At 62.2% G+C, this 23,539-nt stretch carries 18 protein-coding genes; 10 read left to right on the forward strand and 8 right to left on the reverse strand.

Annotated features, from left to right (window positions below; genetic code table 11):
- The first annotated feature begins 154 nt into the window (after positions 1–154).
- The 3 genes from LZC95_44750 to LZC95_44760 all read left to right on the forward strand — a co-directional run bounded on the left by LZC95_44750 (position 155) and on the right by LZC95_44760 (position 7,587).
- Entirely contained in the window at positions 155–2,350 is a 2,196-nt protein-coding gene (locus tag LZC95_44750) for a prolyl oligopeptidase family serine peptidase (GenBank protein ID WXA93550.1), read from the forward strand.
- Between the two features lie 171 nt (positions 2,351–2,521).
- Positions 2,522–5,203, forward strand: a complete 2,682-nt coding sequence (locus LZC95_44755) for a protein kinase (protein WXA93551.1) — start codon at positions 2,522–2,524, stop codon at positions 5,201–5,203.
- 356 nt (positions 5,204–5,559) lie between these two features.
- Positions 5,560–7,587: a prolyl oligopeptidase family serine peptidase gene (locus tag LZC95_44760; GenBank protein ID WXA93552.1), complete on the forward strand. Its 2,028-nt coding sequence runs from the start codon at positions 5,560–5,562 to the stop codon at positions 7,585–7,587.
- 40 nt (positions 7,588–7,627) lie between these two features.
- Here the strand turns inward: LZC95_44760 and LZC95_44765 are convergent, their stop codons facing one another.
- On the reverse strand, positions 7,628–7,960 hold the full coding sequence (locus LZC95_44765; GenBank protein ID WXA93553.1) for a hypothetical protein: 333 nt from the start codon (positions 7,958–7,960) through the stop codon (positions 7,628–7,630).
- A gap of 512 nt (positions 7,961–8,472) precedes the next feature.
- Here LZC95_44765 and LZC95_44770 point away from each other — a divergent pair.
- Positions 8,473–8,865, forward strand: coding sequence for a DUF6184 family natural product biosynthesis lipoprotein (locus LZC95_44770; GenBank protein ID WXA93554.1), 393 nt, complete (start codon positions 8,473–8,475; stop codon positions 8,863–8,865).
- Positions 8,866–8,878: 13 nt separating this feature from the next.
- On the opposite strand, the gene LZC95_44775 is transcribed toward LZC95_44770, so the two are convergent.
- From LZC95_44775 to LZC95_44785, 3 genes are read right to left on the reverse strand one after another with little or no spacing between them, the layout of a single operon-like run.
- Positions 8,879–9,994, reverse strand: a complete 1,116-nt coding sequence (locus tag LZC95_44775) for an acetate/propionate family kinase (GenBank protein WXA93555.1) — start codon at positions 9,992–9,994, stop codon at positions 8,879–8,881.
- Positions 9,991–12,348: a phosphoketolase family protein gene (locus LZC95_44780; protein WXA93556.1), complete on the reverse strand. Its 2,358-nt coding sequence runs from the start codon at positions 12,346–12,348 to the stop codon at positions 9,991–9,993. Before LZC95_44780 ends, LZC95_44775 begins: the two co-directional genes overlap by 4 nt.
- A 14-nt stretch (positions 12,349–12,362) precedes the next feature.
- Positions 12,363–13,535, reverse strand: a complete 1,173-nt coding sequence (locus LZC95_44785; GenBank protein WXA93557.1) for an SRPBCC family protein — start codon at positions 13,533–13,535, stop codon at positions 12,363–12,365.
- Positions 13,536–13,659: 124 nt separating this feature from the next.
- Here LZC95_44785 and LZC95_44790 point away from each other — a divergent pair, with 124 nt between their 5' ends.
- Positions 13,660–13,803 (forward strand): hypothetical protein, encoded by a 144-nt coding sequence (locus LZC95_44790; GenBank protein ID WXA93558.1) that lies wholly within the window; start codon positions 13,660–13,662, stop codon positions 13,801–13,803.
- A 15-nt stretch (positions 13,804–13,818) separates the two neighbouring features.
- Positions 13,819–14,268 (forward strand): universal stress protein, encoded by a 450-nt coding sequence (locus LZC95_44795; protein ID WXA93559.1) that lies wholly within the window; start codon positions 13,819–13,821, stop codon positions 14,266–14,268.
- A gap of 30 nt (positions 14,269–14,298) precedes the next feature.
- Here LZC95_44795 and LZC95_44800 read toward each other — a convergent pair whose 3' ends face one another.
- Entirely contained in the window at positions 14,299–14,730 is a 432-nt protein-coding gene (locus LZC95_44800) for a CBS domain-containing protein (GenBank protein WXA93560.1), read from the reverse strand.
- Between the two features lie 61 nt (positions 14,731–14,791).
- Positions 14,792–15,436 carry an HAD-IA family hydrolase gene (locus LZC95_44805; protein WXA93561.1) on the reverse strand — a complete coding sequence of 215 codons (645 nt, stop codon included), beginning with the start codon at positions 15,434–15,436 and terminating at the stop codon, positions 14,792–14,794.
- 92 nt (positions 15,437–15,528) lie between these two features.
- Between LZC95_44805 and LZC95_44810 the strand changes: the two genes are divergently transcribed.
- The 3 genes from LZC95_44810 (at position 15,529) to LZC95_44820 (ending at position 20,224) form a co-directional block, all read left to right on the forward strand.
- Complete coding sequence (locus tag LZC95_44810; protein ID WXA93562.1) at positions 15,529–15,969, forward strand: pyridoxamine 5'-phosphate oxidase family protein; 441 nt, start codon at positions 15,529–15,531, stop codon at positions 15,967–15,969.
- 35 nt (positions 15,970–16,004) lie between these two features.
- Positions 16,005–16,664 (forward strand): CPBP family intramembrane metalloprotease, encoded by a 660-nt coding sequence (locus tag LZC95_44815; protein WXA93563.1) that lies wholly within the window; start codon positions 16,005–16,007, stop codon positions 16,662–16,664.
- A 143-nt stretch (positions 16,665–16,807) separates the two neighbouring features.
- Positions 16,808–20,224 (forward strand): serine/threonine protein kinase, encoded by a 3,417-nt coding sequence (locus LZC95_44820; protein ID WXA93564.1) that lies wholly within the window; start codon positions 16,808–16,810, stop codon positions 20,222–20,224.
- Here the strand turns inward: LZC95_44820 and LZC95_44825 are convergent.
- Positions 20,172–21,077 (reverse strand): hypothetical protein, encoded by a 906-nt coding sequence (locus LZC95_44825; protein WXA93565.1) that lies wholly within the window; start codon positions 21,075–21,077, stop codon positions 20,172–20,174. The genes LZC95_44820 and LZC95_44825 overlap by 53 nt on opposite strands.
- Before the next feature lie 93 nt (positions 21,078–21,170).
- On the opposite strand from LZC95_44825, the gene LZC95_44830 reads away from it, so the two are divergent.
- Positions 21,171–22,664 (forward strand): glycosyltransferase family 39 protein, encoded by a 1,494-nt coding sequence (locus LZC95_44830; GenBank protein ID WXA93566.1) that lies wholly within the window; start codon positions 21,171–21,173, stop codon positions 22,662–22,664.
- Here the strand turns inward: LZC95_44830 and LZC95_44835 are convergent.
- Positions 22,657–23,538, reverse strand: a complete 882-nt coding sequence (locus LZC95_44835) for an SDR family NAD(P)-dependent oxidoreductase (GenBank protein WXA93567.1) — start codon at positions 23,536–23,538, stop codon at positions 22,657–22,659. The genes LZC95_44830 and LZC95_44835 overlap by 8 nt on opposite strands.
- Position 23,539: the final 1 nt, after the last annotated feature.

The raw sequence follows: 23,539 nt of genomic DNA on the forward strand, positions 1-23,539 counted from the left end.
CTCTCGTTCGCCTGCGAATGATACATTGCGACCCAATGACAGAGGAACGCGGCTGGCTTCATCTGGAGGAGACGGGTGAAAACGCCATTGTGAACGACACCGGCTATCGAGGGTGGAATGGATCTCGGTCATATCGCACAGCCATCGGTGCATCATGAATGTTCTCAAGTCGATTTCGTCTTCGGTGATTCTGTTTACTCTTACATGCTGCAGTTCGAGCCCTCCTGCGGCCGCCCCTGTGACGGAGTCCACGAAGCACGCGAAGCCTCATATCGGTGAGTTGTCGCCACCGCTTACTGCTATCCGCCCGGTGGTCGACACCTATTTTGGTGTCGACGTGACCGATCGATACCGTTGGATGGAGGACCCGAAGTCCACGGAATATGCGGCTTGGCTCTCCAATCAAGAAGCCTATGCCCGAGGGATGCTCGCGCACGTGCCCGGGCGCTCGGTTCTTCGCGATGACCTTCTCGCTGCGATGAAGAGTACCGACGAAATCGTCGATGTGCGAGAGACGGATCTTGGGGTATTTCTGGCCCGCAAGGCTGCCGGCGCGCCTTCCGCGACCTTGTACTTCCGCCCGCGGAGTTCATCCGATGAGAAGCCTATTTTCGAGCCGTCGAATGCCCCTTCGGTCGGGACCTCCTTGGACTCGTTCGTGCCATCGCCGGACGGAGCGTTCGTCATTATCCTGACATCGAGCGGCGGTACCGAGGAGCGGACGCTCCACGTCATTCGCACCAGCGATGCGAAAGAGCTCCCGGATCGAGTCGAACATCTGCGGGAGATGGAAGTCGCTTGGCTTCCAAATGCGCGAGGTTTTACATATACGCGTTATCCTCACGGTGCCGACAAGGCGGACCCCTTCTCGCGTTATCGGAATGCCGAGGTAGCCCTTCATCTATTGGGTAGGTCAACGGACGACGACCGAACAGTGTTTGGCGGCGCATCTCTCGCTGGGGCTCCCGAGGATTATCCGGAAATTGTCATCACCCAGGGAAGTGATATTGCCCTGGGGCTCGTTCACCATGGCGTGGCGAGAGAGCTCTCCATTTACGTAAAGTCGGTATCCCAATTGTCGACCACGGGCAATTGGCGCAAGATCGCTGCGCCCGAAGCGCAGATTACACAGGTGGCCGTACACCGAAATGGGTTGTATGTGCTGTCTTTCCGAAATGCCGACCGCGGGCGGATCTTGCGTACGCGAGCCAACGCTCCGGACATCGCCGGTGCCGCAACGATCGTGCCGGAGAGCGACGATGTTCTCGAAGAAGTTCGGCCGGCCGGAGATGGCATATTTTCGCTAGTACTCCGTCGAGGGGTACATCGACTCCTTCACATTAGGAGCGATGGCACACGGACTGAGGCAGCGTTGCCGGCCGAATTGTCCGTGGAGACCTTCTGGTCACGTCCTCCCGCCACCAGCACGGTGATGCGCGTCGAGTCGTATACCGAATCCCCGATCTGGATGAAGTGGGACGCAGAACGCGATTCGGCTCCTGTCGCGCTCCCATTCAATCCGCCCTCGAGAACATTCGCCGGCGTGCGCGTCGAGCGCACTACCGCGACGAGCAAGGACGGTACTCGAATTCCTATCACGCTCCTTCTGCCCAAAGGGAGTGCACGAGATGGAAAGCAGTACGTTTGGCTTCTTGGCTATGGTGCGGGTGGATATACTCTATCACCCAAATTCTACCCATTTCGTGACGCCTGGTTGAAGCGCGGAGGTATTTGGGCGCTCGCCCACGTTCGCGGCGGAGGAGAAAACGGTGCCGAGTGGCATCGGGCAGCTATGAAGGGCAACAAAGAGCGCTCGATTGACGACTTCATTGCCTGCGCTGAGAAGATCCTCGCCGATGGATACACCACCTCACGACACCTGGTTGCGAATGGAGTGAGCGCCGGAGCGATGGTCGCAGGTGGCGCGATGACCCGACGTCCGGAGCTCTTTGGAGCCGTCGTCTTGACTTCGGGAGCGACGAACGTGCTTCGAATCGACACCTTGCCGTCGGGAGCGGAAAACGCAAAAGAGTACGGTTCCACGACAACCAAAGACGGTTTCGAGGGCCTCCTCAAGATCGACACCGTGCAGCGCGTGCGTGATGGTGTTTCGTACCCACCCGTTCTCCTCCAGGTTGGCGCAAATGACCCCAGACTACCCACCTGGCAATCCGGAAAACTTACGGCACGACTTCAAGCGGCATCGAGCAGCGGGCGTCCTGTATTGTTGACGGTTGTCGCCAACCAAGGACACCAGAGCACCACAGCGGACCAGTACGTCCAACGATACACGGATGCCTACGCTTTTGTCTTTTGGCAACTTGGACACCCCGACTTTCAACCGCGATGAGTGATTGGGTTTTATCTCTTGGTGGCTTCCCCACCTTGCTCGACATCGCACATCCATGATTTTCGCCTCCTACCCTCCCCCACCCCATTTCCAGTTCGTGGCGTTGCGCAAGCGGAGGGCCTCTGTGTGCTTGACTGCGTGGAGGGGCCTGGCATCGTTCGAACGCGAAGCATGTCGTCGTTTTCCAGCGATTCCTTGACATATCGCGCTCTCCAACGCATCGGGACGAGTCTCTGCGGGCGCTATCGCATTTCGCACTTACTTGGAATCGGTGGCACGGCGGCCGTGTTCGCAGGGGTTCATCGCAACGGACACGCGGTGGCGATCAAGGTACTGCACGACAAGCTCTCCTCGGATCCCGAGATGGATCGCCTCTTTCGGCGAGAAGCTCTGCTCGCGAACAAGATTCAGCATGCCGGTGTCGTGCCGGTGATGGACGATGACGTGACCGACGACGGCTCGACGTTTCTCGTGATGCCCCTTCTTGTGGGCGAAACCGTGCGGGCTCGTGCACGGCGGAATGGCAATAGGCTCCCGCCCGAGGAGGTTGCCGTCATAGGACACTCCCTTCTCGACATCCTGCAAGCCGCGCATGCGGCCAAGATCGTTCATCGCGATATCAAGCCAGAAAACATCTTCATCACGCGCGAAGGCGAACTCAGAATGCTCGATTTCGGCATCGCGCGTTTCTTCGAAACGACGGATGCATCGATCACCCGATCGGGTCGAACGGTGGGCACACCAGCCTTCATGGCGCCCGAGCAAGCGCTCGGGCGTATCCGCGAAATCGACGGCCGCACGGATCTGTGGGCTCTCGGTGCTACGTTATTCACCCTTCTCTGCGGCAGGTTCGTTCACGAGGGTGACTCAGCCAACGAAATCTTGGTGCTTGCCGCAACGACGAAAGCTCGTTCAATTTTCGAGTATGCAGCGGATGCCCCCGTCGGCCTTTGCAAGGTGATCGATCGCGCACTGGCTTTCGATAGAACGGATCGATGGGCCGACGCCGCAACGATGAAACAGGCGCTCATCGAAGCTTGCGAAGCCGCCTTTGGGCGGGCTCCTTCCATGCTGCCTCCCTTATCTCCAAAACTCGGATCGACCGACGAAATTTGCGATGCGGCAACGGAACCTCCCGCTCGATTGGCGTTGGATATCTCTCGCCGAAGCGCACGATCGCCCGTCGTGCGGAGCAACCGCGAGACACCACCGAAAGGGTCTCGAGCCATGTGGCTGTGGCTAGGGATAGGAGCCGTCGCCCTCGCTCTCGTCGGCGGTGTCTTCGAAATCGTCCGACAACACAATCCCGACTCATCAAACAGCGCCGGCAACGAGCCTGCAACCCCACTCGCCACACATCTTGCAGCATCCCGAAACGCTTGGATGAATGCGAACATCGAGCGTGCGAAGAGCGAAGCGATGGAGGCGCTCCGCATCGACGAATCATCGGCCAAGGCACATATTGCGATGATAGGTACTAGCTCATTCTGGCCGACTACCGATGATCGATCACATTTCAGCGCCGCTCAGGAGACTCGAAGACTCTTGACGCCAGATGAACGAGACTACCTCGAAGCGATCGCTCCTGCGATGTCCCTCCCACCGAACTTCAGCCTCGCCGCATCACGACTCGAGGCGATCCATCGGCGTCGACCACAGGCGATTGAAGTCACGATAGCGCTCGGCCAGAATCTCGTCCGCACAAAGCAATTCGAGAAAGCATTTGCCCTTTTGAAGCCCTTGGCGGATCTCCCCGATGCAGAAGGCATCGTCCTTGCGCTTTTCGCGCTTGCGCAGGCAATGCACGACGATGTCGAAATGGCGCGTGAGACGTACCGTAGGTGCCTTGCAAAATTCCCAGCTAGCTCTGTTTGCGCATGGGACCTTGCGGAGCTCGAGCTGCTCGAGGGCAACTGCGCTGCCGCCGAGAGCGTCGCACAGCAGAATTTGGACACCCATCCCACATCTTCCGCATATCATCAACTTGCTAACGCGCTCGCGGCTCTAGGAAATAGCACCAACGAGATTCGCAACGTTTTGGAGAGAGAGCTCTCGCTTCAGAATGAAGCCAACAGGAACCTCAATCGACTTCAGCTAGAGTTCGACATAGCTCTTTACGAAGGACGACTTCGTGATGCGCTCGACTTGGATATGCAGATCGAAAGGATCGTCACGGGCGTCCACAGCAGTAACAATGCAGATTTCCAGGCGAGCTATTTTGCAACGAGCATGGAGTTGAAGGCAGAGTTGGGCATGATATCATCGGCGCAGGAATCGTTTGCTCGTTATAGAGAAACGAGACATACCATTCCCTATAGTTCCTATGGCGGTGACCAGGAAAACTTCGTGAACTCTCGCGCGGCGGGGCTCGGTCTCATCCCGTGGAGCGATTGGAAGCAAATGCGCGACCTAAACGTCGCAAAACAGTCAGACCGAGCAGCTCTTGCAGATTGGAATCAGCGAGTCTGGCTGGACTCTTTTGTCGTTCCGGCGCGCGATATCGAGAGCGCGAAAGAGGCGCTCGATGCTTTACCCAAGTACTTACCTATCCTTCATCGCACTGACCGTTGGCCGGCCTACGATGCCGCGATTGGAAATGTATTCAGGCTAACCGGACGCCCGGCGGAAGCGACCCGACATTTCGAACGAGCACTCTCCAGCTGCCTGCGATTCGATTATCCGATGGACTACATTCGGGCTCTCTTACGGTTCGGCGATATGCTCGCAAGCACGGGCAATCAAGAACGCGCCTGTTCGTCCTATACGAAGCTGCTCGAGCGTTGGCCGGTGAGCAGCGGAAGTCGCTCATCAGTCATCGCTGAGCGCCGGAAAAAGGACGTTTGTTCGAAATAGCGTGACTCACGACGACGTCGACGTCCAGGAGCGAGCCGTCGAGTCCAGGTGACTGCCTTCCTACCGAGCTATGCGCCTCCCGTTCCGTTTCGAGATGTTCACCTTATACCTCGGGGCCGCGCAAACCGTCGGATGACCCTGTTCACCCATGCTAAAAAGGCCGGTAAGACATGAGGCCTCCCATGAGATTGAGGATATGTATTCTTGTAAGCGCGCTCTCAGCTCTAGGTTGCGGGGGGAATGCGCGTTCCTCGAACAACAGGCCTTCAGCAAGCATCGAGGCGACTGCCCGTCCAAGTATCGGGAATGCCTCCCCGGGCCTTCACGTCTCGGCTTTGCAGTACCCGACAAGCCGCGTGGACAATACCCGAGACGTTCTATTCGGAACGACGGTCGAGGACCCGTACCGATGGCTCGAAGACGGAGCTTCTCCCGAGGTCACGCGCTGGATCGCGGAGCAAGATGAATTCGCGAGAGCCAGGCTCGCCGGGCTGCCGGAGAGGGCGGCCATCGCAGCGCGGATGAAAGAGCTGTCGTACGTCGAGAGCGTCGAGTCACCTGTGAAACGAGGCAATCGGTATTTCTGGTGGAAACGCGGTCCTAAGCAGGAAAAGAAGGTGTTCTACTGGAAGGAGGGACCAGATGGCGCGGAGCACGTCCTCCTCGATCCGAACACCTGGTCAACGAATGGGAATCTGTCCCTCGTCGACGTATTCGTCTCGTGGGACGGAAACTGGGCAGCGTACAACACGTCGACGAACAACAACGACGTGACGACGTTGCGGCTGATCGGGGTGCGAACGGGCAAGCGCTCGGAAATCGACACCATCGAGGGCACTCAATTTGGCCCGATATCGTGGAATGTCACGAACGATGGATTCTACTATCGCTTCACTCCGAAGGACGCTGCGGTTCCTGCGTCCGAGCAAATGGGCACCGCCGAGTTACGCTTTCACCGACTCGGCAACGATCCCAAGCACGACCGTCTGGTTCACGCTCGTACGGGAGATCCGAATGCATTCTTGTATGGGGCCAGCACGCAAGATGGTCACTGGCTGTTCGCATACATTTCGCGCAATTGGTCGTCGAATGACGCCTATATCCAGGACCTTCGCAAACCGGGGGGCTTTACGTCGCTGGCGGTGGGCGCGAAGGCGCAATACGACCTCAAGGAATATCGCGATCGAATTTACATCTTGACCAATGAAGGAGCCCCACATTCACGCGTTTTCGTCGCTGACCCGGCGCGGCCCGTGCGCGCCGCGTGGAAGGAGATCGTGCCGGAACGGTCGGATGCGGCCCTCGATAGCATGGAGATCATCGGTGGGAAACTCGTCCTCGGCTATTTGAAGGATGCGACCAGTCGTCTCGAGGTCCACGAATTGGACGGAACGCTGACGCGCGAGATTTCGCTCCCGGAGCTCGGCCACGCTACGGTCTCGGGAAGTGCGGAGGATCCCGTCGCGTACGTTCAATTCGAGTCATTCACTCACCCGCGCGAGATCTTCGAAACCAATGTCCGTACGGGTGAGACGAAATCGTGGTACAGAAGCAAAGTTCCGGTGAGCCCCGAGCGGTTCGTCGTGGAGCAGGTTTGGTACCCGTCGAAAGACGGGACCCGCATTCCGATGTTTCTCATTCACGCGAAGGACCTAAGAAAAGACGGCACGGCCCCCGTCTATCTCTACGGATACGGTGGATTCAATGTCTCGGTCACCCCCTCGTTCAACGCCTCGTTCTTTCCGTGGCTCGAACGAGGAGGCGTCGTTGCACTGCCCAATCTGCGCGGAGGCGGCGAGTTCGGCGAGCCATGGCATCGGGCCGGTATGTTGCACAGCAAGCAGAATGTCTTCGACGATTTCTATGGGGCGGCGGAATACCTCATACGAGAGGGCTATACCCGGCCTGAAAAGATGATGGCTCGCGGCGGGTCGAATGGTGGGCTCCTCGTAGGGGCCGCCATCACGCAGCGGCCCGATCTCTTTCGCGTCGTTCTATGTGAGGTACCGATTTTGGATATGCTCCGCTTCGACTCGACGCCGGCCGGGAAACTCGCTGCTGAAGAATATGGGTCCCCGAAGAAGGCCGACGACTTCCGCGCGCTCTTCGCGTATTCGCCGTATCATCATGTCATCGTCGGCAAACGGTATCCGTCGACGCTCGTTCTCTCTGCGGACAGCGACGATCGCGTCGATCCGATGCACGCGCGCAAATTCGTGGCGGCGATGCAGGCACGCTCCGCAGGAGGGCCCGTTTTCCTCCGTGTCGAGCGAAACGCCGGACACCTCGGGGCCGACCTCGTGGGAGCATCGGTCGAACGCATCGCGGACATGGAAGCTTTTGCGCTCTCTGAACTGGCGCGGCCGATGCCTGCCGCGCATTGATCGGGAAACCTGGTGCTGCACGAAAAGCGCCCGAGGGCGGCTACGTCGGGAGCGACGGCTTTCGACCAAAGACGTTACGTACTTGGGCGAAGGCTTTGTGTGCGACTTCCCTTTGCCAGCTCGGCAGCTCTTCGCGTTTGGACAGCATGTTCGCGAGGAACGAGAAGATCAGGAAAAGGTCGCTCGCGATCACACTCTTACCCGAGAAACCGTCCAACGATGAGAAAGCGACGGCGTTCGATGGGTCGGCGCCTTCCCGCAGGATCGAAACGACGACTACCGCGTCGCAGCCGCCCGCACGCATTGCGCGCAGCTCCTCGAACGTAAAACTGCCGCGCTCGACCGTGTACTTGATGCGGTATCGATTGGACATGGGCTCCTCGTTGTCAAAACGACTCCTTCCCTCTCATCTGATGCACGAAGCCGACACGGGAGCATGCGTTCAATGGTATTTTCTTGACGCAAGGGCGGCGACTTGCCTGGATTATCTCATCCGCCGCCGCGGTCATCGGAAGATGCCGGTGCCATCCGCAAGGCAAAAGCCAAATCCAATGCACCGACTTGAGCAGCATCGGCGCATCTCCTGGCACCCGCTCGACGAAGCCTTGTCGTTTTTCAAACGTGCGAAACATGAACGCAGCGCAACCCGGCCTCCGATGCAACGGCGAGTCGGCTGCCGCAAATGACGTGACCATCACATGGTGTTCGAACGCTGCGCTCTCATGGCCCTCGTGCGCAACGAAGCTTTGGCAAACGCAAGGATAGAGAGCGCACGTCGTATGCAGACGTCCCAGCCGAGCAGCGAGAGCGAGAGCACGGACCGAGGCGAAGGAAAGACTCACGTACGCTCCTTGCTCCCCATTGCTCGACGAAAGGAGAGCGTCAATGAAAGTAAGTCTCTTCGGTTTTGCAGTCGCGTTCGCGATCGTGGGTTGTCACCACGATGACGGCATGCACTCGAGCGAGACCACGACGACGGCGGGGTCGTATCCGGTGACCAACGAGGCCGCCATCGAAAACATTACGGCAGCGCGGTGCGATCGGGAGCTTTCGTGCAACAACATTGGTGCCGGCAAAGATTACGACAGCTTCGCGGCGTGCACGCGTGAGCTGCACCACAATGCGCGAGCCAGCTTCAATGCGCAGGAATGCCCGCATGGCATCGACGATCGCAATCTAACGAATTGCCTGAGCGATATTCGAAACGAGCGTTGCGGCAATCCACTCGATACGCTCGAGCGGGTCACTTCTTGCCGAAAGGGCAAACTCTGTCGTTGAACGTGGCGAATGGCTACGTCGGGGCAGAATGAAGCGCATCCTCGACCCATGCATGGGCGTGCCGCGCGATGATGCAGTCTTCGTCCGTGGGGATGACACGGATTGCGCAATGGCTGCCGTCGTGGCTGATGGTGCCGCGGCCATGTTCGTTCTTGGTTTTGTCCAAAATGATGCCGAATGCGTCGAGATCGCGGCAAGCGATCTCGCGCACGATGGGAGCATTTTCGCCAATTCCTCCGGTGAAAACGAGGAGGTCCATGCCCCCGAGCGCAAAGGCGAGCGCGCCGATCGCTTTGCGGATGGCATAGCCGAACATGTCGATCGCGAAACGCGCGCGAGGATCGCCCGGAGCGCGCTCGATGAGCACCTTCATGTCCGACGTGCCGCCGATGGCCAAAAGCCCCGATTCGTGGTCGACGATGCCTTGTAGATCGTCAATCGTCAGCTCGTTCTGGCGCGCGAGGTGGAGCAGGACCCCAGGATCGAGATCCCCGGTGCGCGTTCCCATGAGAATGCCCCCCGTCGGGGTGAGGCCCATCGTGGTGTCGACGGATCGCCCATCGCGCACGGCAACCAGGCTGGCGCCGCTTCCCAGATGCGCGATGACGACGCGCGAAGGGATGGCGGCACCGAGCTCCGACACGATGTACTCGTAGGAAAGGCCGTGGAATCCATAACGCCGGACTCCTTGTTCGTCGAAATGTCGTGGCAAGGGAAAGCGCCGCGCCTTCTCGGGCATGCTCGTGTGAAAGGCGGTATCGAAGCAGGCGATCTGCGGTACGCCGGGAAGGCGCTTGCGGATTGCCTCGATCGCCGCCAGCGCAGCCGGCAGGTGCAAGGGAGCAAACGGCACCGCGTCCTCGAGCTCCGTGAGGAGCTTCTCGTCGATGAAGGCAGGCGCGGCGTGGTGCGGGCCGCCGTGCACGATGCGGTGACCGACCGCCGCCGGCGCGCGCTCTCCGTTGGCCTCGAGCCGCGCGAACAATGTATCCAGGGCCATGTCATCCTGCGCACCATTCCATTTGGCCACGCAGCGAGCCGTCCGCCCGGCAAACTCGTAAAGGGCGAGCTTCATCGAGGACGAGCCCGCGTTGATTGCAAGGACGAATTTTCGAGCAGCTTGCATCATGCAGCCTTCCACACCCAATCGCGGATTTCGGGCATGTCCTCGAAGTGCTCGCGAACGTAGTTTGCGTGATGCTTCAGAATGGCACGGCATTCGTCGATCAGACGATCGGCTCCCGGCGGCGGGTGGCGGGTGCGCCGGAGCGCTTCCATGACGAGGTGGAATCGGCTGGTGTCGTTCAAGACGACCATATCGAATGGTGTAGTCGTCGTTCCCTCCTCGCGGTAGCCCCGTACGTGAAAGCGCGAGGCGTGCGTGCGTCGGTGAAGAAGCTGGTGCACGGCACCCGGATACCCGTGGAAGGCGAACACGACGTCGATGTCGGGGGTGAAGATGTCGACGAATCGCTCCTCGGTCATCCCGTGCGGGTGCTCGTCGGGTGAGAAGAGCGACATCAAATCGACCACATTCACCACGCGCACGCGCATTTCAGGGGCCCTCGCCCGCAACCAGGCCACAGCGGCCAGTGTTTCCATGGTCGCAATGTCCCCGGCGCACGCAAGGACGATATCGGGTTGGCCGACGCTGCTCGCCCACTGCCAAACCGAAGCACCGCGCTCGCAGTGTTCGCGCGCTTCGTCCAAATCGAGCCATTGGAGCTGCGGCTGCTTGTCGATGATGATCAGGTTGACGTGATTTTTGCTGCGCAAGCAATGATCCGCGACCGACAGGAGGCAATTGGCATCGGGCGGCAGGTACACACGGGCCACCGTTCCCTTTTTCGAAATGATCGTATCCATGAAGCCGGGCCCCTGGTGGCTGAAGCCGTTGTGGTCATTGCGCCAGCAGGTGGACGTGAGCAGGATGTTCAGCGAAGGAACGGGGACCCTCCAAGGAAGCTCCTCGCACGAGTCCAGCCACTTGGCGTGCTGGGTGGCCATCGAGGCCACGATGAGCGCGAACGCTTCGTACGTGGCAAAGAGGCCATGGCGGCCCGTAAGAAGGTATCCCTCGAGCCATCCTTCGCAATTGTGCTCGCTGAGAACCTCCATGACGCGCCCCTCGGGTGATACCCGTTCATCGGTTGGAATCGTGCGCTCCACGAGGCAGCGCGACTCCACCTCGAACACCGCGCCAAGTCGGTTCGAATTGGTCTCATCGGGGCAGAACAGACGAAAATTGCTGGGGTTCTTCCGGTACGTGTCGCGTAGAAGTTGGCCCAATCGCTGCGTCGATTCGTGGCGCTCGGTCCCGGGGGAAGCCACCGGAATGGAATAGGTCCGCGGATTCGGAAGATCGAGCGGAACACTGAGGCGGCCGCCGTTGGCGTGCGGGTTCGCCCCCATGCGTCGATCGCCCTTCGGGGCGAGCGCGGCCAAATCGGCGCGAAGCCGGCCCTCCTGATCGAAGAGCCATTCGGGACGGTAACTGCGCATCCAGCTTTCGAGCATCGCCAGGTGCTTCGGGTTCGTGCGCACCTCGGCGAGGGGCACTTGGTGCGCGCGAAAGGTGCCTTCGATGGGCTTGCCGTCCACCTCTTTGGGGCCCGTCCAGCCTTTGGGCGTACGAAGCACGATGGCGGGCCAGCGGCGACACTCGGTCGCGTGGCCGGCCGTGCGCGCATTGTTTTGGATGAGATCGATCACATCGACGCATGCGTCGAGGGTTCGCGCGAGGGTCGCGTGCACGCGCATGGGGTCGGTCCCAGCGACGAAATGCGGATCATAGCCGTGGCCAGCGAGCAGCCGGCCGATGGACTCGTCCGATGCACGCCCCAGCACGGTCGGACCGCCAATCTTGTATTCGTTCAGATGCAATATGGGCAATACCGCACCGTCGTGCACCGGGTTCAGAAAGCGCACGCCCTTCCACGAGCCTTCGAGGGGTCCCGTTTCGGCTTCGCCGTCGCCCACCACGGCAACCGCAAGCAGATTGGGGTTGTCGAACGCAGCCCCAAAAGCGTGGGTCAGCACGTACCCGAGCTCCCCGCCTTCGTGAATGGAGCCCGGCGTCGGCGGGCTCACGTGGCTCGGGACACCGCCGGGGGTGGAGAACTGGCGGAAAAACGCGCGCAGCCCCATCAGGTTCTGCGTGATGTTCGGATACACCTCGCTGTAGGTCCCCTCCAGATACACGTTCGCGAGCAGCGCAGGACCGCCGTGGCCGGGTCCTGCGAGGTAAATCACATCGGCATCGCGCTCGCGAATGATGCGATTGAGGTGCGCATAAATGAGATTCAGCCCGGGCGACGTTCCCCAGTGCCCGAGCAGCCGCGGCTTGATGTGCGCGGGCCGAAGCGGCTCGCGCAATAGGGGATTGTCCTGGAGATAGATTTGGCCAACGGTAAGGTAATTGGCAGCTCGCCAATAGGCATCCAAAGCGGTGATCTCGTCGGTGGACAACGTGCGCTCGATCATGGCTTCTCCTCATTTCAGCGGATGGCTCGCGAGATCTCGTGGCCGTGGGCGCTGGCTTTACCTTGCTCGAGCAAGGATTTGAAACGCAGCATGTCCTCGTCGAGCGCGGTTTTGGGATCGACTCGGAACATCGACGCGATGGTGTGGCCCAGGTGGCCGGCGACGTTGTATCCGAGACGAATGTCGAGGCGGGTCGCGCGTCCTTCGTCGATGGATTCGAAGCGAACGCTTCCCGCATGCTTCACGGGGGCGCCGTCGGCGCTTTCCCACGCGATGAACTCATTCGGCGCAAAGGCCGTGATGACGGCATCCCATTCGATGGTCGTGCCCAGCGGTCCGCGCACCTCCCAATGCGAACCGTGGTCGCCGGTCTTCGTCACGCGCTGGACGTGGTCCATGAACGCGGGAAAGCGCCGAAAATCGGCCCAGTACGAGAACACTTGTTCGATGGGGGCGTGGATGATCATCGTCTTTTCGAAGGCGATGGCCCGGCGTCGCCCGCCGAGGCCCAGCCATCGGGTAAGCGGCGCGTCGGATAACGCGCGCCCGAAGAGCAGCGTCCCCAACGCGACGGACATCAGCCCCGACGCCCTCGACCCGCGCATTCCGCCGCGCACGATGGCCGCCGCACCGACGAGGGCAGCGAGCGCACGCAAACTCGGTGTCCACCGATGCTCCGGGGCGCGTTGCGCCGTGCCCGCTCCTTGAAGTGCGGAAACCCCGCCGGGGCGCCGGTGCACCTCGAGCTGATTCGCCACGGTGCGTACGCCGCGCGTCTTTTCGACGGAGCGCAGGAGCGGCCGCACCTCGGCACGCAAAATAGGCCCTGCCACGATGACGTGCCCGTCGCAGGCCGCCACCTTGATGGCGTGCGGATTCGAGACGACCCTGCCCAATTGTGACCGGACACGCGCGACGAGCTGCTCGTCGGAGAGCACCTCGTGGCGGAGCACAGCCTCCGCCTCCGCTACGGCTCCGGCGGCGCGGTGTTTCGCGTCCCGTGCGGCCTTATCCGCGACGTCCGTGAAGCGCGTTGCCCAGCTCGTGACCTTGTCGCTCCAGCGTGCACGGGAACGCGCATTCGCGAGCGAGCTCACGGCAGACGCGACCAACGCGCCCGAGCCGGCGGCGACGGCCATCGCCCTCACGTCGATCCGGCGACGCCTCGGATGAAGAAATTCCAGCATGGCCCTTACCTCCACCTTGGCCGCGTGCAGAAACGATTCCCTTCAACGCGGCGCAGCTTGTCGTGTGGACCTACGCATACGCGCACGGGCATTGCAGTTCCAGCGCAGCGATGGAGGAACAACCATGGGCAATGCCATACGCATGACAATCATCGCTGCGCTCGTGGCCGGAACATTTGGCCTCTTGATCGCCATGGCCGTGCGATCTCCCGCAGACACGGCGCCTGAAGGCCGCGACGGCGGCCACGTGAGCCATATCGCTCGCTGACGAAAGGAGGAATTCGTGAGAGGGTACACACATATCCTAATTCCAGTCGACTTCACGGAAACGACGAGCGATGTCATCGATACCGCCATCGCCATTGCGGAGAAGTTCGACGCCAAAATCACCGTGATGCACGCCTTTTTCGTGTATCCCTTCGCGTATGCGGGAGGGTTGTACGTTCCCTCCGAAGACATAACGCGCAAAGCACAGGAGGTCCTCGACGCGACGAGAAATGACATTCGACTGCGCTACCCAAACACGGATAGCGTGCTCGCCACCACCGATGCGCGCGATGCCATACTTGAAATTGCCAGAACGCGCGGCGCAGACCTCATCGTCATGGGCACACACGGACGGCGCGGTGTTTCGCGGGCTCTACTCGGGAGTGTGGCCGAGCACGTCGTGCGCTTTTCCCCCATTCACGTCTTGACCGTCTCGCGGCGCAACGAACCCAAGGAAAAGACGTAGCCGATTGCCACACCGTCGCAAATTGCGCGTTCAGGCTTCCGCGATTCGAAGTCCGATGGGGTGTTCGAGCGCGCGCAGAACGTCCACGTAGCTGACGATTCCTACGACCTTGCTGTCACCGTCCACGACGGGCACGGCGCCCACGCGCTCGTAAAGCATTCGATCCACGGCCTCTTCAATCTCCGCGTCGAGATCGACGCTGATGACCGCACTCGTCATGAAGTCGGCCACGCAGCGGTTCGAAAGGGGCACGACGGAATCTTCGACCTCGGCGTCCGCGGTCAATGCGCGCATCACGGGCCCGAGGTCGCGATCGCTCAGGATGCCGACGAGACTGCCCTCGTCATCCACCACGGGAAGGTGACGAATGTTCAACGATTGGAGCGCATCCACGGCGTCGCCAATGGCATCCGTGGGGTGAACCGTCCTGGGATTTTGCGTCATGATTTCGGTTACGGTCATGCTTGGCCTTCGGGCGCATAGTTCGTACCCAGAACGCACCGGCTTCATCGCTGAGTTGGTTTTACACGCGAGCCACGAGATCGAGATCGGTCAAGCGCTCGAGGATGACGGCGGCGCCGAGTGCCTCGAGTTCGTGGCGTGGGGTGACCCCGGTTAGAACGGCGGCGAAGGCGGTTCCGGCGCGGCGTGCGGCTTCCACGTCCATGACGGCGTCTCCGATGTAGAGGCACTCGTGGGCTTGGACCTCGAGGGCTTCGAGCGCGCGGTGGATGCCCTCGGGATCGGGCTTCGTTCGGGTGACCTCGTCACCGCCAATGATCACGCCGAACAACGATAAAAGCTCCTCCTTCGCCAGGATCTTGCGGAGCGTCGCGCCGGTTTTGGTCGAGACGATCCCCAGACGAACCTCCCTTGCCGCAAGGCTGTGCAAGGTTTCTCGGACACCCGGAAAGAGCTCCGTGAGGCCAACCATCACCTCGCTCGCCCGCTCGAGATAGAGCTCTTTGAATCGCGCACGGGCGGGCTCCTCGTCGATGCCACTGAGGCGCGAGAACGTGTCGGGCAACGAGAGCCCGATGGTTCGACGAATCACGTCGTGGGAAGCAACGGGAAGTCCCATGACGGTAAGTGCGTGCGTGACACAAACAATGATTCCCCGAGACGCATCCGCCAATGTGTAATCGAAGTCGAATAAAACGGCTTTCATCGATTTCCTTTGCAAATTCCGACACGAGATCGTCGTGGTAAGCTCAACGGTCCCTGCGGTTGTAGGGTCGACCGCCCCGGGAAGGAACGGCCATGGCCATTTTGATGGAGCACGATTTCGATGTGGACGCGGTGTTGAAGCGACCTCTCATGGCGCATCTCGCCACCGCGTCCACGGCGGGCGCCTGCGACTCCCCGGTATGGTTTCTCTGGGAAGAAGGTGCCATTTGGCTCGTTGGAACCTCGAACGACAGCTTCCCCAAGCGCCTCCGTGCCAATCCAAAGTGTGCCATTGGGGTGGTGGACTTCGATCTCGAGCGGGGTGTCCTTCTGCATGTCGGCATGCGGGGCTGCGCCGAAGTGCTGCCCATCGATCGTAATCGCCTTCACAGGCTTCTCCGACGCTACCTCGGCAATGATCCGCGCGGCTGGGGCGAGACCTTTCGCACCACGGTGATCGAGCCGCTCGATCTCATGGTCCGATTCGTACCGGAAACCGTGGTGGCGAGGGACCAGTCGTACTTCAAGTCGTAAGCAATGTTCCCCGGATGCCGGCCGATGGGAATCCCATGAGCACCCTCATTGGAGAGCGACGCGGGCCGATCGATCGCGTGCTCGTTCTTTCGGTATCGCTCGGCGTCGTGTACGTCGCGCGGCAGGTGGTGACGCCGCTCTGGCGCGCGTTCATCGATCCTTGGTTTCATTCGCTCCCGCGGAATGCACATACGGTCGCCGGGCACGTCTTGGTGTGGACCCTGCCGATGGCGATCTACAGCGGCATCCTGCTCGCATTCTTCATTCGCACGAGGCGCTTCCAGCCGCTATCGCTCACGCGCGACATCCGGCGCGCCATCACGGACGCGCTCTGGGCGGCGCTCGTCGGCGTCCTCACCGTGATGGTCGTCGTCAAAGCGATGGGCGTGCCCTTTCGTTTCAGGGTCGACGGTTGGGCGCTCGCGGCCAATGTGGTCTCGAACGGTTACGAGGAACTCATTGGACGCGCCCTCGTCTTCACCGCCGCATGGTATGCGCTTGGTTCACGCGTGGCGGCTGCGCTCCTCTCGGGGCTCGTCTTCGCGCTCATGCACGAGCAGTATCCATTGCCGCTGCGTGCGGTCGTTGCGTTCGGCGGCTTCGTGTGGTCGTGGATCTACGCGCGAACGGGGAATTTTCTGGCGCCCTGGCTATCGCACCAGCTGGCTGACATGGTGATCGACGTGCTTCTCTAGCGACGCGCGTGATCGAATCGATCTCCACTGTCCCATATCTGTCCCGTATCTGTCCTGCATGTGTTCCAGGGCAACCTCGAGGAGCGCGGCCATCTTCAAGGGCGACAAGATCGAGCTCGAGTGATAGGCTCGCGTTCGCCGGCGTGAACAATCGCCTAGCCAATGGGGCTCGATCGAGCGAGCGAAATGCTCTCTTTGCCGGACGATTCCAAGTCGAGGGCGAAGCGGGCGTTGGAGGAATGAGCGTCGTCTATCGAGCGCTCGATTTGTCCACCGGTGAGACCGTGGCCCTCAAGGTGCTCCGCGAAACCGGCAGTGCTGCGTCGCGGCGCTTCAACGCCGAGGCCATGGCGCTCGAAAAGCTGCGGAGCTCGGCGATCGTTCGCTACATCGACCACGGCATCACCGACGACGATCAATTCTATTTGGTCCTCGAATGGATCGACGGTGAATCGCTGAGCGCACGCCTGCATCGAGGCCGGCTCGACATCGCCGATACCTTGAAGCTCGCGCGCCGCGTCGCCGACGGCCTCGCCGCTGCCCACGCACTGGGGATCCTGCATCGCGACATCAAGCCGAGCAACATCTTGCTGCCCAACCGCGACGTGGGCGCCGCCAAGATTGTCGACTTTGGACTCGCCCGCACCATGGGCGATCCCATTTTCGAAGAGGGCGTCTCGACGGTGACCGCCACGGGACGCATCGTCGGAACGCCGGGCTACATGGCCCCGGAGCAAGCGCACGGCATTTCCGACCTCGACGAGCGTGCGGACCTGTTTTCGCTCGGGTGCCTTCTTTACCGATGCCTGGCCGACGTCGAAGCCTTCGAAGGTTCGCGCGCCCTCACGACGCTCGCCAGGCTGGTGCTCTTCGAGCCCTCGCGCGTGTCGGAGATGCGTGCGGACGTTCCGCCCGAGCTCGACGAACTCGTCGCGGCATTGCTGGCGAAGAAACGCGCGCAGCGGCCAACCTCGGCGGTGGCCGTGCGTGAAGCGCTCGATCGCATCACGTGGGACGCCTCGGAAAGCCCGCCGCGTTCGGACGCGCCCAAATTGCGTGACTCGAAGGCGCCGCAGGGCACCGTCTTCGGGCGCTACATCCTCGAGGGCCGTCTGGGCGCCGGCGGAATGGGCGAGCTCTTTCGCGCGACGGATACCAAGTTGGAGCGGCCGGTGGCCCTCAAGCTGCTGCGCGGCTCGCCCGATCGTGCGACGTCCGCGCGCTTGGTGCGCGAAGGCCGTGCGGCCGCAGCATTGAGCCACCCGAACATCGTGACGATTTACGACGTGGGGGAGCACGAAGGCATTCCCTTTTTGGCGAGCGAATGCATCGACGGCAAAGACCTGCGCGCGTACGTGCGCGATCCGGCGGTGGAGTCCGAGCGCAAGATGCGCTGGCTGCAGGAGGTCGCGCGTGCGCTGGGCGCGGCGCATCGCGCGGGCGTGGTGCACGGCGACGTGAAGCCGGACAACGTGATGATCGCCGAGCATGGCACGGTCAAGCTCGTCGACTTCGGGCTCGCCACTGCGGTGCCGGGATGCGTGGTCGGCACGCCGGCGTACCTGGCCCCGGAGCAGATTCGCGGTGAGCCGCTCGACGGGCGCGCGGATCAATTTGCGTGGGCCGTCATGGCCTACGAGCTCATGACCCAGCGCCTCCCCTGGCCGGGCTCGGATCCCGTGGCGAGCATGGCCTCCGTGCTCGAAAAAGAGCCCGATCTGGAGGGCTTGCCCCCGAAGCTCGCGCCGGTGGTGGCGCGTGCGCTGCACAAGCGCCGCGACGAGCGTTTTCCCACGATGGAAGCGCTGGTCGCGGAACTGGAGGCCGCATCGAGGCCGCCGGCCGCGCGCCAGCGCCTCGGATGGAAAGGGCGCGCGCTCCTTTTGGCGGCCATGCTTTCCGCCGCGGGAGTCGGGCTGGGCCTGGGTTCGCGCGGCCCTCGGCCTGCGGCGCCGACGGCTGCCGCACCGGCGCACCCCACATCGGTTGTCGCGCTTCCTCTTTCATCCTCGTGCGCGCCCGCGGCGGTGGCCGTGCACCGGGAAGGATTGAACGCGCTGCGCTCGGCGAATTGGAAGCAAGCGACGACGCTTTTCGAAAAGGCGGCGCAACTCGATCCGGCGTGCCCCGAGACGCAGCTTCGATTGACCGTCATTCCGCGAAAGCGCTGGCCGCGGGCCCGCCAGATCGAACAACTCCGCCGCACGCTTCCCATGCGCGACGCCCTGAGCGAGCGCGATCGGCTCGTGCTGGACGCATTCACGATGTTGATCTCGCCCGAGGTTCCATCGGAAAGCGAAGCGGTGCGGCTTCTCGACGAAGCCGTTCGCCGCTTTCCCGAAGATGCGGAGCTTCGCGTGCTGGCAACGTTGCGACGCTCCGCCGTGCCCATGCTTCCCGCCCAGCTCGAAGACGCGCTGACCACCATCCGGCACGCGACGGAGATCGATTCGGGCTACGCGGATGGCTGGCAACTCCAAGCCACCGTGCTTTGCCGGCTCGGGCGCCACGAGGAGGAGATTCGCGCGCTCGATCGCTGCCTCGAGGCAGCGCCCGGCGCGGTGGATTGCATGGAAGACCGCAGCGTGGATCTGCGCCGCGTCGGCCGTTGCAGCGAGGCGACTTTGCAGGCTCGCCAATGGGTCGCATGGGACGGGGAGCAGCCCTGGGCGTACCAGGAGCTCGCCGACGCACTGGTGGGCAGCGGCGCCTCGCGCGAGGGCATCGAGGAAGCGCTCCAGATGCGATGGAAGCACCTTCCGCCGGAGGCCCGTGAGTTCGCCGAGCTCGAAGATCGGGCGCGGCTCGCAATCTGGACCGGCCAGTTCGAAACAGCGCTCCGGACCGCGGAAGAATTGGAGCAGCGTGCCGCCGGCGCGCGAACCGTGGAGCCACATTTGCTCGCGGCGCTCGACTCGGTGGATGCGCTCACCGAGCTTGGACGCGACGCCGAGGCCGCCGCCGTGGCCGCGAAGTTTTTACGGCGCCACGCCGCGTGGATCCGCGGCGATGCGGTGACGCATTCCGAGTACACGAAGCCTTTTCTCTTCGCCGCGGCGCTCGAACACGGGCAGCTCTCTCCCGCGGAATGGCAGCAGGCAACGGACGAGTGGGAGCGCGCCAGCCAATCGAAAATTGACCCGTTCAAGCGATGGGTCGTGCGCTGGGGGACGGCGGTCGGCGGGCACATTCCAGCCACCGACGCACTACGCAGCGATCCGCGGGCCGACGGAGGCGTGATCCCCATGGTGGACAACGAGCCTGCGCTCATTGGCATGCTCGAAGCCTACGAAGGGCACATTTACCTTCTCGCCGGCGACATGGCCCGAGCGATACCGCTCCTCGAGAACGCATCGAGCACGTGCATGGGCCTGCGGCACGGCGCCATCCGTGTGCGGGCCCACCTCTGGCTGGGCATGGCCAAGGAAAAAGCGGGCGACGTTCCAGGAGCCTGCGAGGCGTACCGCTTCGTGCTCGAACAGTGGGGCGGGGCGAAGCCCTCGTCGGTCACTGCGCAGAAGGCGCTGCAACGCAGCCGCTCTCTTCATTGCTCGAAGTAGGAAACGCTTCGAGTACGTCATCGATGGCGGCCTTTCCGCCCGAGGACAAATAGTCCCGAAGCGGGATGAGTTTGCGCGCAATCCCGAGTTCGCGGCTTTGCCCCGTCGCGACGTAAGGCTCATAGGCATTGGCCACTTGGAGCTCTGCAAGGGCCGAGAAATCCTCGCGGGAGAGCTCGTTCGAAATGCCGCGGGCCGGCTCGAAGAAATCGACGCGGGTGACCGGGGCCCCCGCATCGCGGGTCCCGAAGGCGAAGTGGCAAGCGTTCATGAGGCCATACAGGGCAATCCAGCGATCGGTCTTCGCGCCGACCATGCGCGCGACGCGGGCGCGATCGGCGGGTGAATTGTAATCGAGCAAATCGATGACATTGTATTCCGTGCCATAAATGGCATGAAAGAGCCCCACGAAGGCCACTTCGTCGGGGTGCCCCCATTGGCGGAGAATCTCGTAAACGCCGACGAAATGGTCCATGCACATGGCCACGGAGTGGTCCACCTTCTCGAGCTGGAGATTCAGCATGAACATTTTGACCTTCGGCTCCAGGTCCGCCGCCCGAAGGCGCTGCAGCGCCCGAACGCGGCGCTGGTTGAACTCGTCGAGTGCCGCCGCATTCTGCAGGGCGGCTCGGTAGCCACCGGCCACGGCGGCCGCGCGCCGCAGGATGTTCGGGTTCGACGTAAGCACCGCCACGAACGTGTCCGCGTCGAGGTTTTCGGCGATGCGACGCTCGATGGTGGCGTTCACCTCGGCCTCGGTCGCCGTTCCCTCCTCCCCATCGTTTCCCTTCGAGCCGGCGCAACCCACGATGGACACATACGAAAGCAGCTGCAAAAACGCGCGTCGATCCATGGCATTGTCCTTAGCGCCGTCTCGAGACGCGATCCGTCACCGACGGTAACGATGTGTATCGATTCGTATCCGGCGCCGTGCAAAGATGCTCTCGTGCCCATCTTGCTCGCGGCGATCACGCTCGTCTTCCACCTTCTCACCATTCGCGGGTACGGCTACTTCCGCGACGAGCTGTATTACCTCGCCAATGGCGAGCACCTCGGCTTCGGGTACGTGGAGCATCCGCCGCTCATTGGCGTGGTGGCGGCCTTCGTACGCGCCGTTTTTGGAACCTCGTTGTTCGCGCTTCGCATCCTGCCCGCGCTCGCTGGGGCTGCGTCCGTCGGGCTCACCGCGCAATCGGCCCGCGAGCTGGGCGGCGGGCGGTTCGCGCAAATCTTGGCCGGCCTCGGTGTGATGTTCGCGCCCGTCGTGCTGGTGATCGCGAGCTTCCTGTCGATGAACATCTTCGACATTCTGTTCTGGGCCATTTGCGTCTGGCTGGTGATTCGAATCCTCAAAACGGACGACACGCGCCTCTGGCTCGCCTTCGGCGCCGTCGCGGGCGTGGGGCTCGAAAACAAGATCAGCATCTTGTTTCTCGGTTTCGGCGTGGGCGTGGGACTCGTGCTGGGGCGCCGTTGGAACGATCTGCGCAGCCGCTGGTTCTGGCTGGGAGCGGCCGTGGCGGTGCTCCTCTTTTTGCCTTATGTCATCTGGCAGCAGGTGCATGGCTGGCCGTTGCGTGAATTCATGAACCGTGCGCGCGAGCTCAAAAACGTGGCCCTCTCGCCGGTGGACTTCGTGCGCGAGCAATTCATGCTCATGGGGCCACTCTCTGCGCCCCTTTGGCTGGCGGGCCTCGGGTATCTCCTCTTTTCCCGCGAGGCTGCACGCTACCGCACCCTTGGCTGGGCCTACCTTGCCGTGCTCGCGTTGTTCATCGCCGCCGGCAATGCAAAACCGTATTACCTCGCCCCGGGCTATACGGCTTTGTTTGCCGCCGGGGGCGTCTTCGTCGAGCGGCTCACGGCGCAACGCAAACGGGTGCGCGCTGTCGCGATGGCGCTGGTGGCAGGCGGGGGTTTGCTCACCCTGCCCCTATCCAAAGCGGTATTGTCCGAGGACGCACTCGCACGTTACCTGAGCGCCCTCGGGATGCAGCTTTCGTCGGGCGAGCGGCAGGCCCAGGGGCGCCTTCCCCAGATTTTCTCGGACATGCATGGCTGGCCCGAATTGGCCGAGACCACCGCGCGCGTCTACCAGGCCCTCCCCGCGGACGAGCGGAGCAAGGCCTGCATCCTCGCGCAGAACTATGGCCAGGCGGGTGCCATCGATCTATTCGGCCCTCGCTATGGGCTTCCCAAAGCGATTTCCGGCCACAACATGTATTGGCTCTGGGGTCCCCGCGACTGCACCGGCGAGGTGCTCATCGTCGTGGGCGAGCGGCGAGAAAAACTCGAGCCGCTCTTCACCACGGTGGAACTCGGGACCATGTACACGTGCGTGGATTGCATGCCCTTCGAGAACGACAAGCCCATATGGATCGCGCGCGGCCTTCGCATCCCGATGAAGGAGCTCTGGCCGCGCGCGAAGAACTTCATTTGAGCTGCAGCATTTCGGACATGCCGAGCGCGCGAAGGCGCTCGGCTTGGATGCGATCCGTTGCGGCGTTGAGATCTTCCAACAACGACTTGGCCAGCCGCCCCACGACGGTTCGCAAGGGCCGCTTGCCATGCGGCATCTCGATGAGTGCCGTGATGGCGTCGGCGACCTCTTGCGGGTTGTCGGTGGAGGCGGCCGCCGTCATGCCACGAACGGCGGCCCCGAGCAGTTCCTTGGCGCGCGTATAAGTGGCCACGCGTGCCGTGTCGTCGGCCATGATAGCGTTTTTCGCCAGCGACGTCCCGTACCCGCCTGGCTCGACGATGACCGAATCGATCCCCTCCGAGGCCAGCTCGTAGCGGTACGTTTCGGCGAGGGCTTCGGCCGCGAACTTCGCCGCCGTGTATGGACCGAAGAAGGGCAGCACGTACCTCGCACCGGCGCTGGTCACCTGGACCAACAGCCCCGACTTACGTGCACGCAGAATGGGAAGCGCAGCGCGATTGACCCGCATCGGGCCGAACAAGTTCAGCTCGAAGGCCTTGCGCGCTTGCTCCAGGCTGAACGTCTCCAAGAGCCCGAACGCCGTGGCACCCGCATTGTTCACCACGACGTCCAGCCGCCCCGCGTCCGCCACGACATGCTCGATGCCTTTGCGGACCGAAACATCGTCGGTGACGTCCATCTCGATGGCCTGAAGGGCCACGCCCTCGCGGGCGGCGAATGCCGCCAGCTCGGACGCCGCCCCTGCGTTCTTTTCGGCGATTCCGCGCATCGACGCAAAGACGATGTGCCCTCGCCTGGCCAGCGTTTGGACGAGCAGCCGGCCGAAGCCGGTGCTCGCCCCCGTGATCAACGCAACGTACGGAGCGTTCATG

This window comes from Sorangiineae bacterium MSr12523, from assembly GCA_037157775.1.
Lineage (GTDB): Bacteria > Myxococcota_A > Polyangia > Polyangiales > Polyangiaceae > Pendulispora > Pendulispora brunnea.

What these genes read in the sequence shown, in the direction of transcription:
- LZC95_44780 (WXA93556.1), bottom strand. Translation starts at nt 12,348, where the DNA reads ATGATCGAGCGCACGTTGTCCACCGACGAGATCACCGCTTTGGATGCC.
- LZC95_44815 (WXA93563.1), top strand. Translation starts at nt 16,005, where the DNA reads ATGAGCACCCTCATTGGAGAGCGACGCGGGCCGATCGATCGCGTGCTC.
- LZC95_44785 (WXA93557.1), bottom strand. Translation starts at nt 13,535, where the DNA reads ATGCTGGAATTTCTTCATCCGAGGCGTCGCCGGATCGACGTGAGGGCG.
- LZC95_44770 (WXA93554.1), top strand. Translation starts at nt 8,473, where the DNA reads ATGAAAGTAAGTCTCTTCGGTTTTGCAGTCGCGTTCGCGATCGTGGGT.
- LZC95_44805 (WXA93561.1), bottom strand. Translation starts at nt 15,436, where the DNA reads ATGAAAGCCGTTTTATTCGACTTCGATTACACATTGGCGGATGCGTCT.
- LZC95_44790 (WXA93558.1), top strand. Translation starts at nt 13,660, where the DNA reads ATGGGCAATGCCATACGCATGACAATCATCGCTGCGCTCGTGGCCGGA.
- LZC95_44810 (WXA93562.1), top strand. Translation starts at nt 15,529, where the DNA reads ATGGCCATTTTGATGGAGCACGATTTCGATGTGGACGCGGTGTTGAAG.
- LZC95_44825 (WXA93565.1), bottom strand. Translation starts at nt 21,077, where the DNA reads ATGGATCGACGCGCGTTTTTGCAGCTGCTTTCGTATGTGTCCATCGTG.
- LZC95_44800 (WXA93560.1), bottom strand. Translation starts at nt 14,730, where the DNA reads ATGACCGTAACCGAAATCATGACGCAAAATCCCAGGACGGTTCACCCC.
- LZC95_44755 (WXA93551.1), top strand. Translation starts at nt 2,522, where the DNA reads ATGTCGTCGTTTTCCAGCGATTCCTTGACATATCGCGCTCTCCAACGC.
- LZC95_44765 (WXA93553.1), bottom strand. Translation starts at nt 7,960, where the DNA reads ATGTCCAATCGATACCGCATCAAGTACACGGTCGAGCGCGGCAGTTTT.
- LZC95_44750 (WXA93550.1), top strand. Translation starts at nt 155, where the DNA reads ATGAATGTTCTCAAGTCGATTTCGTCTTCGGTGATTCTGTTTACTCTT.
- LZC95_44835 (WXA93567.1), bottom strand. Translation starts at nt 23,538, where the DNA reads ATGAACGCTCCGTACGTTGCGTTGATCACGGGGGCGAGCACCGGCTTC.
- LZC95_44775 (WXA93555.1), bottom strand. Translation starts at nt 9,994, where the DNA reads ATGATGCAAGCTGCTCGAAAATTCGTCCTTGCAATCAACGCGGGCTCG.